The organism is Propionispora hippei DSM 15287, assembly GCF_900141835.1.
Lineage (GTDB): Bacteria > Bacillota > Negativicutes > Propionisporales > Propionisporaceae > Propionispora > Propionispora hippei.
On the sequence record NZ_FQZD01000010.1, the window covers coordinates 25,495 to 42,539 of the forward strand.

The window sequence follows — 17,045 nt, forward strand, 5'->3', positions numbered from 1 at the left end:
TGGGGGTGAACCTATATGAACGATATAGTCACCGAGATTCGCAAACACATTATCTATATGACACACTATTCCAAGTCGTCTCATGTGGGAGCGTGCCTTTCTTGTGTAGAATTACTATATGCGCTTTACTTTGAGGTTATGAAAATAGACGCTCAACAACCTAAGTCTTTTGATTTGTTCTTTCTCAGTAAAGCCCATGCCAGTGCAGCGCTATACGCGACTCTCATCGAACGAGGCCTTATGCCCAGAAGCTATCTGGATCAATTCTATATTGATGGAGGAATTCTTCCGGGACATCTGGATAAGGAGGTTAGTCCCTGGATTCAGTTTTCTGGCGGCTCCCTAGGACACGGGCTTTCTATAGCGTTAGGAACAGCTATTGCTTTAAAACAGAAACAGAGTAAAAATCGAGTGTTTGTTTTATTGGGGGATGGAGAATGTAACGAAGGCAGCGTGTGGGAGGCAGTCATGCTGGCTGGACACTTGAAGATGGACAATCTAACGGCAATTATTGATTATAATACCTGGCAGGCTTTTGGGCGAGTTAATGAAATCATAGACCAGACAAATCTGGCACAGCGGTGGTCGGCTTTTGGTTGGGAAGTTCATGAAATAGATGGGCATAATGTGCGAAATATTGTGGATGTGCTTAAAGGGAAAAGTTCTGCTCCTAAAGTAGTCATTGCGCATACTGTGAAAGGTAAAGGAGTCTCCTTTATGGAAGATACCTTAGAATGGCATTATCGATCGCCGAATGAGCAACAATATAAACAGGCAATTTGCGAATTGGAAGGAAAGATATGAGAAATACATTTGTAGATTGTTTAATGGAACAGGCAGAACAGGATGAGGAAATCTATGTTATCATTGCTGATCTGGGTTTTTCTGTTTTTGAAAAATTTCAGGAAAAGTTTCCAGATCGTTTTCTTAACGTAGGTATAGCAGAACAAAATGCAATTGGTGTGGCTGCAGGATTGGCATTGATGGGGAAAAAAGTCTATGTATATAGCATCATTCCCTTTGTAACTATGCGTTGTTTTGAGCAAATTCGGATTGATATAGCGTATATGAATAGCAATGTTAAGCTCGTGGGGGTTGGTGCTGGCTATTCTTACGGTCCCGCCGGAACTACTCATCATGCGATAGAGGATATAGCAATTATGCGAGCTTTGCCGAACATGACTGTTTGCTGCCCGGGCGATCCTGTGGAAGCCAGGGAAATAGTAAGGCAAAGTTTTGAACATACGGGTCCTATGTATATTAGATTGGGAAAAAATGGAGAAAATGTAATTCACTCCAGTGGTACAAAAATAGAAATCGGTAAAGCTGTTACAGTCAATGAAGGAAAAGATCTATCGATCATAACTACCAGCAATATGTTGGAAGAAGGAGTAAAACTGGTACAAAAGTACAAAGAAACAGGAAAAATGGCAGCACTTATTTCTATGCCGACGATAAAGCCTCTAGATAAAGAATACATTCTGAAGCTTATTGATAGAAAGGTTCCGATTATAACATTGGAAGAACATAGCATCATTGGTGGATTGGGAAGCGCAGTGGCGGAGATCATCGCAGAAAGTGGCAAAGGTGTGTCGTTTAGAAGAATTGGGATACAGGATGAATACTCTCATTATATAGGTTCGCAGCAATACTTAAGAAATAAGTTAGTTGAAATAGATACTATATACTATTAAACTTTGGAGGAACCAAGATGAATGATTTTAGATTTACTATGATATCGGCAGGCTTTGAGCATGGGGGGAATGTAACGCATCGGCACTTAGATGGACATCCTCAGTTATTGGTATATCCTTTTGAATCTCAGCTGGGCAACCGACAATTCAATGATTTCCTAGCTTCTGTGGAAAGAGTGCAATATAGATATCCAGAGTTTCCGGAAGGATTAAGTGCGGATGAACTGTATGAACAGATGATTGATGAAGAGTTAAAAACCTTCTTGCGGAAAAGAAATGGATCGAAATTTAAAGACGCTGATTTAATTATGGAAGAAGCAAAAAGAAAAGAATACTTCACAAACTTTTTGGGAGAAGCTCCTTTTCTTAGAAAGCAGGTGATTGAAGCTTTTTTTAAAGCAACATTTCTTGCATGGGAAAACTATTATATGAAACCACAGGAAGATATGGTTCACGTTGGCTATTCGCCGGCAATTGGTATTGATGCTCGTCGTATGATTAAGGATTTTCCCAACATGAAAATCATACATATTATTCGTAATCCTTTTTCCGCATATCGTGATACAAAGCGCAGACCGTTTCCTCAATCTCTGGATCGATACCTTATTACCTGGAATATTTATCACTCTACTGTAGAAATGTATGAAAAACTATATCCCCAGAATGTAAAAATTTTTAGGTATGAAGATTTAGTATCTGATAAAAAAAGTTTTATGCAGAATGTGGCGGAATTTATTGGAGTAGAATTTCATGAATCGATGCTCTATCCAAGCTGGAACGGAAAAGAAATTAAGGAATTAATTGCTCCCTGGGGAACTGTGTTAAAGAGTACGGAAGATTACAATAGGGGAATTATAGAAGAACTTTCAAAGGAGGAAAAGTTTCAGATAGCTGTAGGGACAAAAGCATTAGCTAAACACTTTGGATATAATGAAATTTCTTACTTAAGTGAGCTATATGCTAAGTAAGCTGTATCATTTCGAAAAAAATCTCGTTGTCGATCAAATGCATAAAGAGGCTGTGCTGTCAGCTTTGATTGAGTATTTAAAAAGAGAAGGAAGGAATGCTCATGTAGATTCCTTCCTTTGTAAAGGAACTTTGGGAATTGTAGCGGCTATTACTGTAGACGGAAAAAAAATGATTGCTAAATCTCATCTGGATGGAGAGAGATATCAATGTAATCTTAAAAAGGAATATTCAGTTTTGTCTAAGTTATACAAAGAGACTTTGAATATTTCAATAATTAACCTTGCAGTTTTAGATAAAGAATATAGCATTGTACTAATGGATATGCTTGAGCCAGTAACAGAAAGATTATCGCTAGTAACAATTCAAACATTAACCAATCAATATAAGACGCAGTTTAGTAAGATATCAAAAGAATTGTTTAAAAAAGATTATAGTATAAATGAACTCATGAATTGGGGAAACAGGGCTTTAGCAGTTTTAGCTGAAAATAAATTAATTAGTAAGAATATAGCTGATTGTATTCAACAGGTTTTTAGTCAGAATAGCGAGTTGTTATTAAAAGAGCCAATGATTTTTTGCCATGGTGATTTGAGTAATAAGAATATCATGAGAAAGGATAATCAATATGTAGTTTTGGATTGGGAAGATGCATTCTTAGGCGTCGATGGGTATGATGAGATCTATTGGTTGACTTTTTTAGATCAGGCTGATTATTTGAAAAAGTCCCACTTAGTCCGCCATGGATTATATACAATTAGGACACAGTATCTTTTATTATTAATTGTTCTTTTGAAATCGTATATCTCATTTAGAAATCAATCGTATCTAATGAATCACATTTCATTTGAAATACGTTTAAGAAAAGTTTTGGAGTTATTTGTTTAATTCGTATTTTAGGGGACTATATTTGACATTATATTTATGCAATAGTTAATAAATTTACTCTATACAGGGCTTGATTAATTATGATGTCTGATCTAAGGACGATTAACCAGTTACTCTGATTCCAGCATTATACTATGAAAAATTTTATCTACAGTCTTGTGATTACTAGGGGAACCCCAAGCAGCAAATTCTTTGAATTTGTGCAATGATAGAATGAAAACTCATTTAAAGTTAGTAAAATGAGTGATTGATAATAAACGAGGCTGTCGTGTCTTTTCGATAGTCTCGTTTATTTTATTTTCCTTCCGACAAAAAATGATATAATAACCCTATTAAGGCTGTAGTTGTCTATATGCAGCAGAAACCGGAGAAGTCTATGTTTCAAACCGTACGGGAAAAATTATTTTTAAGTTTTTTACTGATTGCCCTGGTACCCTTACTGATTTTTGGTGTCAGTACATATTTGCATATTACCAAGTCTTTGGAAAATGAACTGCAATTGACTACCGGCAAGGATATGGATCAGGCCAATCAATTTATTGTAAATATGCTGCAAAGCGTGAAAGAAGATGCCCGGATGTTTGCTGCCAACCCACTGGTAAAACAGGGGAAGCATGAGTTGCCGGTTCTTTATGATAAGCAGGAGGATATCCCGCCTGGCTATGCCAAACCGGATGGAACAGTAGCCAGCCGAATTTTTGCCGAATTTGAGCGTTATGCCTGGACTCACCCCAATGTGGCCTATGTCTATCTGGGAACCGAAGACGGGGGATATTTGCAGTGGCCTCTAGACAAGGTGGGAAAGGCTGGCTACAATCCCAGGTATCGTCCCTGGTATAAGCAAGCGTTGCGAAATCCCGGCCAGGTTATGCTTTCTGAGCCGTATCCTTCTTTTCTCGGTGATAATTTTATCATCAGTACCACCACGACCGTAAACGATGAACAGGGACAGCTTATCGGAGTTATGGGAATTGACATAAGTCTGAACCAGCTATCTGAATTTGTGGGAGATTCCAATAAAAACAATCAAAACCCGTTGTTTTTGTTTACTCAAGACGGAATTGTCCTGACCCATTCTAATCCTGATATGCATTTTCAGCATATTTCGAAGCTGGATATTGGAACCCGTTCGGGTGAGGAAGACCGGGACCATGACTGGCACCGTTTGATTAGAGAACGGGAGGGGTTCTTTGCGACAACCATGCAGGGCAGGGACGTACTCATTCACTTCCAGACCTCTCCGGAGACAGGGTGGAAACTGGCGACCGTTACCGATAAAGCCGGATTAATGGCAAAAAATCAGCAGGTGGCTGTTAACATTAGCCTGGCTGTCTTGTTATTACTCATTTTAATGGTTTGGACCATTCCTTTCATTACCCGTTTCTTAACCAGACCACTGGATGAAATTGTGGCTCATCTGAAGGAATTGCAAAAGGGCAATTTTATTGGGACATTGTCGTCGGCTATCCTGCGACGGGAGGATGAAATTGGCGAAGTGGCTCAGGCCGTAGATGTCATGCAAAAGGAGCGCTATCAGGCGGAGGAAGAATTAAAGAGAAGCAATGAAGAACTGGCTGGCTTATTTGAGCAGCTTACCAGTACGGAAGAGGAGCTGCGGGCCCAGTTTGAAGAATTGTGGGATAAACAAAAGAAAATTGAGAAAAGCGAGGAACGCTATCGTTTGGCTACGGAAGGTGCCAATGATGCGATCTGGGACTGGGATCTCCGGACCAATCAGATGGTTATTTCCAAACGCTGGTTGGAGCAATTGCCCTGGTCGGCTGAAGCGGATGTGGAGGTGGCTAAGCTATGGTGGCAAAGCATTCATCCTGATGATCTGGCCCAGACTGATGCCTGCTTACGGGAGCATCTAACCGGGCAAACGGCCGTGTATCTTTGCGAATACCGGATTAAGGACAAACGGGGGCAGGATTTATGGGTTATGGCCCGCGGGAAGGCCTTATTTGATGAGAATGGAACGGCTGTACGCATGGCGGGCTCGTTCACCAATATCACGGAACACAAAATGCGGGAATTGCAAATTCAGCATATGGCCTATTATGATTCTTTGACCGGCTTGCCCAACCGGATGGCTATTGTAGAGCAACTGGCGGCTGAGACGAAGCAGCAAGCAGCTCAGGGGGCTATTTTATTTATTGATTTGGATAACTTTAAACTGGTCAATGACTCTTTCGGCTATGCGCAGGGTGACCGGCTGCTGGTCGATGTGGCCCGGCAGCTCCAGGTGATTGCCGGGGAGCATTTTGTAGCCCGGCTGGGCGGCGATGAGTTTATTATCCTGCTGAAAGGCATTGTGAAACCTGCCGAGGTGGAAACGTTGGCCAAGCAGATCCCTAAGGCAATTGATCAGCCTTTTGGTGCCGATGATAACTATTTTATGGTGACTTCCAGTGTCGGGATTGCCCTGTATCCCCAAGACGGCAATCAGCCTGATAAATTAATGCGAAGTGCCGATATCGCTCTCCATCAGGCTAAGCGGAAGGGGAAATCCTGCTATCAGTGGTTTCAGGAACGGTTTGAACAGCAGATGCTGGCACGCTTATACATGGAAAAAGGGCTGCGCGAGGCGATTGCCAACAATCATCTGGTACTTCACTATCAGCCTATTGTGGATCTGGTGACAGGTACGACGGTAGGTCTGGAAGCACTGGTTCGTTGGCAGCATCCTGAGAGGGGACTTGCCTTTCCCGATCAGTTTATGTCGGTAGCCGAAGAGAGCGGTCTGATTATCGATATGGGACAATGGGTGCTGCGCACCGCCTGTCGTTTTGGTAAAGAGTTGCTGGATAAGAGTAAGAAACTTAATCTGGCGGTTAACGTATCGGTGAAGGAACTGCTGCAGGCTGATTTTGTTGATCAAGTAGCTCTGGTTTTATCCGAAACGGCTTTTCCCAGCCGTTATTTGGAATTGGAGATTGTGGAGACGCTATTAATTGAAAATTTTTCTGTGGTCATTCCTAAGCTGCGGGCGTTACGGTCGATGGGAGTACAAATTTCATTGGACGATTTTGGTACCGGCTACAGTTCGTTGCATTACTTAACGGAGTTACCGATTGATGTCATTAAAATTGACCGTTCTTTTCTGGCCGGTGCTATGGAAAGCAATAAACAGGCTGCCATTGTGGAAACCATGGTAGCTTTGGCCCACCGGCTGCAGTTGACGGTGGTGGCCGAAGGCGTGGAAACCGAGGAGCAACGGCAATTTCTTAAACAGTTGTGCTGTGATAAGGTGCAAGGGTATCTGATCAGCAAACCTGTAGATCAGGCCAAAGTGTACGAACTGATTTGATGGACAGTCATAGAAAATAAATGTACAGCAATAAAACCGGGAGGGTGATACTCCTGGTTTTTCCATTTAACAGGGAGAGCACATTGTTCGATATAATAAACGAGGATATCAAGGAATTACCAGAAAAGAGTCGAATTATGACTCAATAGGAAATGCTCGGCAGTATGAGCCGGTTAGGTAAAGGAGCTTTTGATACGATGCGCATACCGTTAGTGGATTTACAGCAGCAGACGCAGGCTATTAAACCGCAGGTACTGGACAAGATCGGGGCCTTGCTGGATAGCACGTCTTTTATCATGGGGAAGGAAGTACAAAATCTGGAACAGCAGTTTGCCGGTCTGGCCGGTACGAAGCAGGCTATTGCCTGCAACAGCGGCACCGACGCGCTGGTGCTTATCTTGGAAGCGATGGGAATCGGGGCCGGCGATGAAGTAATTACGACGCCGTTTACCTTTTTTGCCACGGCCGAGAGTATTTCACGGGTAGGAGCTATCCCTGTTTTTGCCGATGTGGATCGCAAAACGTTCAACCTGGATATCAACCGGGTGGCGGAAAAAATAACAGCCAAGACAAAAGCCATTTTGCCGGTACATATTTTTGGTCAGCCTGTAGATATGGAACCGCTCCTGCAAATAGCCCGGCAACATAAGCTGAAGGTGATAGAGGATGCCTGTCAGGCGGTAGGCGCCACTTACACACTGGCGGACGGGACGGTAAAGGCCGTCGGTTCCTTGGGCGATGCAGCCGCCTTTTCCTTCTATCCCACCAAGAATTTAGGTGCCTTTGGCGATGGCGGCATGATGACAACTGATGATGCCGAGCTGGCCCAGATTGTAAAGGCTTTACGGGTGCACGGCAGCGGGATGAGCGGTAAAGCGGCCTATGAACTATTAACGGGTGAAGCGGTTGAGTTGGGGCTTGAAGGGCAAAATCAAACGGATGCTACCGTTTATGACCCGACTAAGTATTTTAATTTTCTGATCGGCATGAATAGCCGGTTGGATGCTTTGCAGGCGGCTATTTTGACTGTTAAGCTGGAAAAGCTGCGTCAATGGAACGACCAACGGCGTCAGCTTAGCCTGCGCTATACTGCCTTATTGGAAGACTGCGGGCTATTGGCTAAAGTCGTCCCCCAACAAAGCTTGCCGCAGGCAGAGTCAGTATATCATCTGTATGTGGTTGTCTGCGAGGAACGGGATGGTTTGGCGGAATTTTTACAAAGTAAAGGCATTACCACAGGTATTTACTATCCGGTTCCCTTGCATCTGCAAAAGGTATACCAAATGGGGCGGTACAAGCTGGGCTATAAGCCAGGCGATCTGCCTGTCAGTGAGTGGCTCAGTCAGCGGACGATGGCGCTGCCCTTGTTCCCGGAAATGACAGTGGAGCAGCAAGACTACATTGTTGCGGCAATCAGACAATTTTATACGGAGAGGTAAGAGGATGGAACAGGATTATTTTGTGCATGAGTCCAGCTATGTAGATCAGCCCTGCCGGATCGGCAGTGGCACAAAGATATGGCATTTCACTCACGTCATGGCTAATTCGGTGATTGGTGAAAATTGCAATATCGGACAGAATGTGGTGATCTCGCCGGAGGTCGTACTGGGGAACAACGTAAAGATTCAAAATAACGTGTCAGTATATACCGGCGTGATTTGTGAGGATGATGTGTTCCTCGGGCCTTCCTGTGTGTTTACCAATGTGATTAATCCGCGCAGTCATGTCAGTCGTAAGGCTGAGTATAGGGAAACTTTGCTTTGCCGCGGTGCCTCGATCGGGGCCAATGCGACCATTGTCTGCGGTCACCGGATCGGACGGTACGCTTTTATCGGCGCTGGTGCGGTAGTCACTAAGGATGTTCCCGACTATGCTCTCTTGGTTGGTAATCCGGCCAGGCAGCGAGGCTGGGTTTGCCAGTGCGGCGAAAAACTTTCCTTCCAAGAAACAACGGCTGCCTGTCAGGCTTGCGGTGCACAATATCACCTGGAAGCGGGCTGCGTGAAGGAAGTGAGTATATGAAAAAGCAAAGTATATTGACTAAAATTAAAGATAAAACAGCTCATCTAGGGGTAATCGGGTTAGGCTATGTAGGGTTGCCGCTGGCAGTAGAAAAAGCGAAGGCCGGCTACACTACTATTGGTTTCGATGTACAGGACCAGAAAGTGGACATGGTCAACCGGGGCGAAAACTATATTGGTGATATTGTACCTGATGAGCTGCGCCAGGTGGTAAAGGCCGGCAAGCTGAAGGCCACCAAGGACTTTTCCTTTATCCGGGAAGTTGATTGTGTGGCTATTTGTGTTCCCACGCCGCTTGACATTTATCAGCAGCCCGACATTTCCTATGTGGTGCAGTCCACGGCGGCCTTGGCCGAATACCTGCATCCCGGCATGCTGATTGTCCTGGAAAGCACTACCTATCCCGGTACGACGGAGGAAGTGGTAAAGCCGCTGCTGGAAAAGTCCGGGCTGATTGTCGGGAAGGATATTTTTCTGGCCTTTTCGCCGGAACGGGTTGATCCAGGCAATCAATTTTACAATACAAAGAACACTCCGAAGGTGGTCGGGGGGATTAGCCCGGCTTGTACCGAAGTGGCGGCAGCGCTTTATGAAAGCATTTTGGAAGGGAAAGTCCACCGTGTTTCCAGCCCGGCCGTGGCGGAGATGGAAAAGATTCTGGAAAATACTTACCGGAATATCAATATCGGTTTAGCCAATGAAATGGCTATTCTCTGCCATAAGATGGGGATTGACGTTTGGGAAGTTATTGATGCGGCCAAAAGCAAGCCCTACGGTTTTCAGGCCTTTTATCCGGGGCCTGGCGTTGGCGGGCACTGCATACCGATCGACCCGTTTTATCTGACCTGGAAGGCCCGGGAATACGGCTATCATACCCGTCTGATCGAAACGGCGGGAGAAATCAACAATTACATGCCGGAATTTGTCCTGGAGCGCAGCATGAAACTGCTGAACCGCTCTGGCAAGGCTTTAAAGAATGCTCGTATTCTGGTGTTAGGTGTGGCTTATAAGCAGGACATTGATGACTGCCGCCAATCGCCGGCGCTGGATGTGATCGCTCTGCTGGAACGGTACGGGGCTAATGTGGTTTATCACGACCCCTTTGTTGCCAGCTTTACTTACAAAGGGAAAGACTATCAGTCCGCAGAGCTGACGGCGGAGAGTCTGCAAGCTGCCGATTTGGTGCTGCTCACTACCATGCACACCGGCTTTGATTATGACTTTATTCAGCGCCATGCCGCTCTGATTTTTGATACTAAAAATGCCTTCAAGGCTGTGACGGAACGGGACAACATTGAAAGATTATAGGATGGGAAGGATACTATGGAAAAGCTAAGCTTTGCCGTTGTTGGCTGCGGCCGGATTTCGTACAAGCATATTGAGGCATTAGTGAAGAATGAACCGCAGGCCGTACTGACGGCAGTGTGTGACGAACTGGCCGACCGGGCGGAAAACAAAGCCAGCGAGTATGTAACGGCCCTGCGGCAGGAAAAAAAGCAGCCAGCCCTGCCTGCGGTATATACCGATTATCGGCAACTGTTGGCCGAGTGTCCGGTGGATGTGGTGGTGATCGCCACCGAATCGGGGAAACATGCTGAGCAAGCCTTAGCGGCTCTGGAAGCAGGCAAGCATGTCATTGTGGAAAAACCGATGGCCCTGTCGGTAGCTGATGCCGACAGGATGATTGCCACTGCTGCTTTGAAAGGCGTCAAACTCTGCGTGGCCCATCAAAATCGCTTCAATCTGCCGGTGCAGAAGCTGCGTCAGGCGGTGGAAGCGGGCCGTTTTGGCCGGATTATCGCCGGCAATGCCCGGATATTGTGGAACCGCAACCAAAACTATTACGAACAGGCGCCCTGGCGGGGGACCTATGAGCAGGACGGCGGTTGTCTAATGAACCAGTGCATCCATAATATTGATTTGCTGCAATGGATGCTGGGCGGTGAAATGCAGGAAATACAGGCTATGCTTGGCAATTATGTTCATCCCTATATTGAAGCTGAGGATTATGGCAGCATTCAGATCCGTTTTCAAAACGGTGCGATCGGCAATGTGGAGGGCACGGTCTGCGTGTATCCCCGCAATTTGGAGGAAACCCTGACGGTGCTGGGAGAAAAAGGCACTGTCGTGATTGGCGGGACGGCGCTTAATGAGGTGAAGGTCTGGCAGTTTGCCGACGGGCTGGATGATTTGGCCCAGGTGCAGGCTGCCTGCAATAAACAAATTGAGAGTGTCTATGGCTGGGGCCATGTGCCTTTGTATGCCGATATGATTGACAGCATTCATACCGGCCGGGAGCCGCTGGTTAACGGCACGGAAGGTAAAAAGGGCATGTCCATTATCCTGCATGCCTATCGGGCGGCTCAGCAGGGAAGGGCCGTTGTCTACGGCTCTCAGCGTGAACAATTGAGTTGTGCTGCCCTGAAGGGAAGTTTGCCTAAACTTTAAGAATGTTCCTAAAATTTAGTTAGATTCAATATTTCCCCTTGCTTTTTTGCGCTATGGAATCTATAATCGTAGGTAAAGATCTCTTGCTTAGGTCTGTGGTTGAAAGTCGATGCCAGTCGCAGGCGAAACGATCCACGTAAGGAGTTTAAATAAGCTCTGAGCATGGTGCGGCTTAGGGGTAAGACCTGCCGGATGAAAGCTGGGAGGCAGGTGAGTACTCACTCTCACTGTTTCATGCTTTATCCGAGAGAGGTAGTAGTGAGGGGATTGAATTCCTAGTAGCGAACCTTCCGGCAGGCGAGTGTGGGGTCAAAGACCAGGTCGGCTAAGCAAGAGCTTTTTACAGAGCCTGCATAAGGTATGCGGCTTTAAAAAACAAAAGGGTGAGGGGATATCTCTAATGGCGTTCCAGGACAAAACTCTAAAATGCAAGGACTGTGGGAGTGACTTTATCTTTACGACCGGTGAACAAGAGTTTTATGCAGAAAAAGGGTTTGAAAATGAACCGGCGCGTTGCCGCGATTGCCGCGATGCGAAGAAAAGAAGCCGTGAAGGCGGTGAAAGCCAGGGAGCTCAACGGGAAATGCATGAAGCCGTATGTGCAGAATGCGGTGTGACTACAAAAGTACCGTTTAAACCTCGCAATGATCGTCCTATTTACTGCCGCGATTGCTTTAACGCAAAAAAATCATATTAATTCAACGACATTACGCCCGGCTACAGCAGCCGGGCTTTTTATATTTTGGCGTTAGCCGGTAGTATTCATGTTTGCTGATGCTCTGCAAGAACCTTTATTATGCAAGGTAAAATATGGATGGTTAATTGTTATAAACAAACAAATTACCTGGGTTTGTTTTGTGATAGTTGTAATGTTGTAAACCGTCATTCTAAATATAATGCCGGTTTATTCATTTTTTTCATAAAAAGTCATTGCGTAATAATACGGACAAATGTATTATCATAGTATGCACTTGTATGACAAGCAACAGGGGCGTTAATTAGGGGGAGGGAATGGATTTGTCGAAGAAATTGATTGCAGGTTTGATGTTAAGTGCGTGCGTACTGGCCTTAGGGCTTGCGGGCTGTGGCGGCCAGAAAGCGGCGGGACCGGCTAAGGAAACCGTGTTGAAGGTAGGCTCCGATACCGCTTACGCACCATTTGAGTTTCAGGATGAAAAGAGCAAGGAATATGTCGGTTTTGACATGGATTTAATCCAGGCTATTGGCAAACAGATAGGAGCCAAGGTAGAGGTACAGAGTATGAACTTTGACGGTTTGATTCCAGCCTTGGAAGCAGGCAATATTGATGCCGCTATTTCCGCCATGACCATTACGGAAGAACGCGCCCAGAAGGTGAATTTCAGCAAACCCTATTATAAATCAGGGTTGACGATTGTTGTAAAGAGCGATAACAATGTTATCAAAGGCTTTAAAGATCTGGAAGGCAAGAAGATCGCCGTACAAATCGGCACGACCGGTGCTGACGAAGCTAAGAAAGTAAAAGACGCTCAGATCCGCGAATTTAATACGGCGCCTGAAGCGTTCATGGAATTGAAAGCCGGCGGTGTAGATGCCGTAATCAATGACCGGCCGGTTAACGACTATTACATTAAAGAAGCCGGCGGTAAAGACGCTAAGCAAGTAGGCGATCCTTTGACTTCGGAAGACTATGGTATTGCCGTGGCCAAGAAGAACACCGAATTGGCTGAAAAAATCAATAAGGCCATTGATGAACTCAAGAAAAACGGTGAGTTTGATAAAATCTATCAAAAATGGTTTGGTACCAAATCCTAGTATTTCTAAAAAGCCTGGCTCTGTGCCAGGCTTTCTTTTGTTAAAGGAGAAAAAAGGAAAAGTCCATTCTACGGAGAAAAACAGCTCTTTTTATGGGAAAAGTCTTGCTTAAATATACATTGTCCTGTATAATTATAACTATGTGGTGAGCGTTTGATTCTACATAATATTGAAAACGGGAGGGACCAATGTGTCTAAAAAAACAATTGTATATGTAGTCGTGGCTGCTTTGGTGGCGCTGTTCGGTCTCGCTGGCTGCGGCGGACAAAAGCCGGCGGCCAACGAGGGCAAGACTGCTGTCTTAAAAGTGGGAACGGAGCCAAGTTTTGCGCCGTTTGAGTTTCAGGATGAAAAAAGCAAGGACTATGCAGGTTTCGACATGGACCTGATCAGAGCGATCGGCAAACAAATGGGTGCGGAAGTGGAAATTCAGAGCATGGGCTTTGACGGTTTGATTCCGGCTTTGGAGGCTGGTAACATCGATGTGGCTGTTTCCGGTATGACAATCACTGAGGAACGGACTCAAAAGGTGAACTTCTCCAAGCCGTATTACAAATCCGGTTTGACCGTTGTGGTTAAAACAGGCAACAGTTCGATTAAAGGCTTTGGCGATCTGGAAGGTAAGAAGATTGGCGCTCAGATCGGTACGACCGGGGCGGAAGAAGCCAAGAAAATAAAAAATGCGCAGGTTCGTGAATTCAACACTCCGCCTGAGGCGTTTATGGAATTAAAAGCCGGCGGTGTGGATGCCGTGATCAATGATAAACCGGTCAATGATTATTTTATGAAAGAAACCGGCAGCAAGGATGCCCAGCAGGTTGGCGAACCGTTGACCGCTGAGGATTATGGTATAGCCATGTCCAAGAAAAATACCGAGCTTGCTGACAAGATCAACAAGGCGTTGGATGAACTGAAACAAAATGGCGAGTATGACAAGATCTATGAAAAATGGTTTGGCAAAAAACCGTAATCACTAAAAAATACAAGCTGTTTATTGCAAAGGCGCAATTATTTCCATTGCGCCTTTTTGCGCGTTTTAGGGCGTGTTTGCAAACTATCCGAAACGCTCCCTGACGGCGCTTTTTGTGCCATACTTCCTTAAATTTTTTTGAAATAGGGGCCACTATTGCTGTAAAAAATTAATTTGTCTGGCGCAAAAATCACTCGACATGGATCATTCCGTTAGTTTGCAAACACGCCCTGGGGTCAGAAAAGCATTGACACATTTTGACGGACATGTATATAATTTATTGCAGAATGTACATAAATAGTGGTCTCACGGAACTTTTATTATTGATGAGCAAGGGTGGAGAACATGAATTTTGATTTTAATTTGGTGCTAAACTCCTTTCCGCTGCTGTTGCTAGGGGCTGGCGTAACGCTGCAGATCAGCCTGCTCAGTGTCGGCTTTGGTTTTTTCATCGGGATGTTTGTCGGCATGGCCCGTCTGTCCAAAATCTGGGCGGTTAAGACGTTGTCCCTGATTTATGTTGACTTTATCAGAGGAACGCCGTTGCTGGTTCAGATCTTTATTATTTATTTCGCGCTGCCTATTGTGGCAGGGCAGCGGATTGACCCGTTCGTCGCCGCGATAACGGCCTGTAGTATTAACAGCGGGGCCTATGTGGCGGAAATATTCCGGGCCGGTATTCAGTCGATCGACCGTGGGCAGATGGAAGCCGGTCGCTCGCTGGGCATGACCTGGGGTCAAACGATGCGTTATATTATTCTGCCGCAGGCCTTTAAGCGCATTATTCCGCCGTTGGGCAACGAGTTTATTGCCATGCTGAAAGACTCCTCCCTGGTCTCCGTAATCGGCTTTGAAGAATTGACCCGCCGCGGCCAGCTGATTATTGCCCGCACCTACGGTTCGTTTGAGATTTGGCTCACCGTGGCGTTTATTTATTTGATTATGACCCTGACGATTTCCCGCCTGGTGGATTATCTGGAGCGGAGGTATAAGATTGATGATAAACATTAAACAGGTGCATAAAAAATTCGGCAAGCTTCACGTTTTGAAGGGCATTGACGCCCATGTAAAAGAACGCGAGGTGGTTGTGATTATCGGACCCAGCGGTTCCGGTAAAAGCACGCTGCTGCGCTGTATTAATTATTTGGAGCAGCCTACGGAAGGCGAAATTATCGTGGATAAAATCCCTTTGACCAATGAGGCCAATATCAACAAGGTGCGGGAAGAAGTGGGGATGGTGTTCCAGCGCTTCAACCTGTTTCCCCATATGACAGTGCTGGAAAACATTATGCTGGCGCCGGTTAAGGTGCGTAAGACCGCCAAAGAAGAAGCCCGGCAGATTGCGCTGGATCTCTTGGTTAAAGTGGGCTTGGCGGACAAAGCCAACGCCTATCCGGAGCAGCTTTCCGGCGGACAGCAGCAGCGGGTGGCGATTGCCAGGGCGCTGGCCATGCGCCCGAAGGTTATGTTATTCGATGAGCCAACCTCGGCGCTGGACCCGGAAATGATCAACGAGGTGCTGGACGTTATGAAAGCGCTGGCCCGTGAGGGAATGACCATGGTGGTGGTTACTCATGAAATGGGCTTTGCCCGTGAAGTCGGCGACCGGGTCATCTTCATGGACGAAGGCCGGATCGTGGAAGAAGGCACACCGGAGGCTTTTTTCAACGGTGCCAAGGAAGAGCGGACTAAAACCTTTTTATCGAAGATTTTGTAATTTCTGAAAGAAAATGGCCTTATCGGCCTAGCTCATTGACAGATATAACCATCTGTGTTATAATTCATCCTGTGGTCAAAGAGACCTGTAGTTTATTTTAGGAGGAGTTTCACAATGATTGGTAAAGTTAAATGGTTTAGTGCAGAAAAAGGCTATGGCTTCATTGAAAGAGAAGATGGCGGCGACGTTTTCGTTCATTTTTCTGCTATTCAAGACCAGGGCTTTAAAACCTTGGCCGAAGGTCAACAAGTTGAGTTTGATATTGTAGACGGAGCTCGCGGACCTCAAGCGGCTAACGTTCTTAAAGCATAATTTTCTTGTTAACCAATACCCGGCATGTTTTTAACATGCCGGGTTTATTAATTTTAGGGAGCTGAAAACGTTGCTGAAGCGAACCTTGCAAATGAGTTTATCGCTATGTATAGCACTTATTTTTTTTACCGGTACAGCTCTGGCAGCTTACCAAAACGGTATTCCTGTCCTGCTCTACCATCATATTGAACGCGTGCCCGGCGAGGACCCGGAGTTGGGCGTTTCGCCTGCCGCCTTCGATGCGCAGTTGGCCAAGCTGAAGGCTGCCGGTTTTACCACCATCTCGTTGGATGATTTCTATGCCTATATGCGGCACCTGCCGGTCAAGCTGCCGGAGAAGCCGCTGCTGATTACCTTTGATGACGGCTATGAGGATAACTATACCGAGGCGGCGCCGCTGCTACAGAAATATGGCTTTCAGGCCGTACTGTTTATGGTTGGCGTTAATGTCGACAGACCTGATCGCCTGTCTGCCGCTCAAATTCGTGACATGAATAAGCAAGGCTGGAACATCGCCGCTCATACCATGACTCATCCTGACTTGACCAGACTGGACAAAAACTCGCTGGCCTGGGAACTGGGCGGCAGTAAACGGACAATAGAACGGTTAACCCGTCAAACGGCCGGCTTTCTTGCCTATCCTGGCGGTTTTTATGATTTGCCCGTATACCAGGCGACTCAGGCGGCCGGTTATCAGGGGGCGTTTACCGTGCTGACCGGGCTGAATAATCCGGATCGGGACAATCTCTACCTTTTGCGGCGCATTCCTATTTTTAAGTCGACTGATTTTGACACCATTCTGACCCGGTTGATTGCCAATCAGTCTAAGGCCTCTTTATTTGACTACAGTGAGGAACTTCCCAAGGAACAACAAAAATAATGTGCAATCCAGAGTTTTCCGACAGGAATTTTTCCATCAATGGGG

16 protein-coding genes are annotated in these 17,045 nt (G+C 45.8%); all 16 read left to right on the forward strand.

The genetic code is table 11. The features are described from left to right. The first annotated feature begins 15 nt into the window (after positions 1–15). Positions 16–804, forward strand: coding sequence for a transketolase (locus F3H20_RS07095; protein WP_149734253.1), 789 nt, complete (start codon positions 16–18; stop codon positions 802–804). Continuing rightward, complete coding sequence (locus F3H20_RS07100) at positions 801–1,694, forward strand: transketolase family protein (protein WP_149734254.1); 894 nt, start codon at positions 801–803, stop codon at positions 1,692–1,694. Before F3H20_RS07095 ends, F3H20_RS07100 begins: the two co-directional genes overlap by 4 nt. Positions 1,695–1,711: 17 nt before the next feature. Continuing rightward, entirely contained in the window at positions 1,712–2,662 is a 951-nt protein-coding gene (locus tag F3H20_RS07105; RefSeq protein ID WP_149734255.1) for a sulfotransferase family protein, read from the forward strand. Further along, a complete protein-coding gene (locus tag F3H20_RS07110) occupies positions 2,652–3,548 on the forward strand; it encodes a phosphotransferase (protein ID WP_149734256.1) in 897 nt (298 codons plus the stop codon). The genes F3H20_RS07105 and F3H20_RS07110 overlap by 11 nt, the downstream gene beginning before the upstream one ends. 376 nt (positions 3,549–3,924) lie before the next feature. After that, positions 3,925–6,858, forward strand: coding sequence for an EAL domain-containing protein (locus tag F3H20_RS07115; protein WP_149734257.1), 2,934 nt, complete (start codon positions 3,925–3,927; stop codon positions 6,856–6,858). Between the two features lie 197 nt (positions 6,859–7,055). Next, positions 7,056–8,297 (forward strand): DegT/DnrJ/EryC1/StrS family aminotransferase, encoded by a 1,242-nt coding sequence (locus tag F3H20_RS07120; RefSeq protein ID WP_149734258.1) that lies wholly within the window; start codon positions 7,056–7,058, stop codon positions 8,295–8,297. Between the two features lie 4 nt (positions 8,298–8,301). Further along, on the forward strand, positions 8,302–8,880 hold the full coding sequence (locus tag F3H20_RS07125) for an acyltransferase (protein ID WP_149734259.1): 579 nt from the start codon (positions 8,302–8,304) through the stop codon (positions 8,878–8,880). Continuing rightward, positions 8,877–10,187 carry a nucleotide sugar dehydrogenase gene (locus tag F3H20_RS07130; RefSeq protein WP_149734260.1) on the forward strand — a complete coding sequence of 437 codons (1,311 nt, stop codon included), beginning with the start codon at positions 8,877–8,879 and terminating at the stop codon, positions 10,185–10,187. Before F3H20_RS07125 ends, F3H20_RS07130 begins: the two co-directional genes overlap by 4 nt. A 15-nt stretch (positions 10,188–10,202) precedes the next feature. Then, the gene (locus F3H20_RS07135; protein ID WP_149734261.1) at positions 10,203–11,327 is read left to right on the forward strand and encodes a Gfo/Idh/MocA family protein; all 1,125 of its coding nucleotides are present in this window, start codon (positions 10,203–10,205) and stop codon (positions 11,325–11,327) included. Between the two features lie 400 nt (positions 11,328–11,727). Continuing rightward, entirely contained in the window at positions 11,728–12,024 is a 297-nt protein-coding gene (locus tag F3H20_RS07140; protein WP_149734262.1) for a zinc-ribbon domain containing protein, read from the forward strand. Between the two features lie 320 nt (positions 12,025–12,344). Then, the gene (locus F3H20_RS07145) at positions 12,345–13,121 is read left to right on the forward strand and encodes a basic amino acid ABC transporter substrate-binding protein (protein WP_149734263.1); all 777 of its coding nucleotides are present in this window, start codon (positions 12,345–12,347) and stop codon (positions 13,119–13,121) included. Between the two features lie 190 nt (positions 13,122–13,311). After that, positions 13,312–14,091, forward strand: a complete 780-nt coding sequence (locus F3H20_RS07150; protein ID WP_149734264.1) for a basic amino acid ABC transporter substrate-binding protein — start codon at positions 13,312–13,314, stop codon at positions 14,089–14,091. A gap of 345 nt (positions 14,092–14,436) precedes the next feature. Beyond that, a complete protein-coding gene (locus F3H20_RS07155; RefSeq protein WP_149734265.1) occupies positions 14,437–15,102 on the forward strand; it encodes an amino acid ABC transporter permease in 666 nt (221 codons plus the stop codon). Beyond that, entirely contained in the window at positions 15,089–15,808 is a 720-nt protein-coding gene (locus F3H20_RS07160) for an amino acid ABC transporter ATP-binding protein (RefSeq protein WP_149734266.1), read from the forward strand. Before F3H20_RS07155 ends, F3H20_RS07160 begins: the two co-directional genes overlap by 14 nt. 114 nt (positions 15,809–15,922) lie before the next feature. Next, complete coding sequence (locus F3H20_RS07165) at positions 15,923–16,120, forward strand: cold shock domain-containing protein (protein ID WP_091744409.1); 198 nt, start codon at positions 15,923–15,925, stop codon at positions 16,118–16,120. A gap of 70 nt (positions 16,121–16,190) precedes the next feature. Then, positions 16,191–17,000 carry a polysaccharide deacetylase family protein gene (locus F3H20_RS07170; protein WP_149734267.1) on the forward strand — a complete coding sequence of 270 codons (810 nt, stop codon included), beginning with the start codon at positions 16,191–16,193 and terminating at the stop codon, positions 16,998–17,000. The last annotated feature ends 45 nt before the right edge of the window (positions 17,001–17,045 follow it).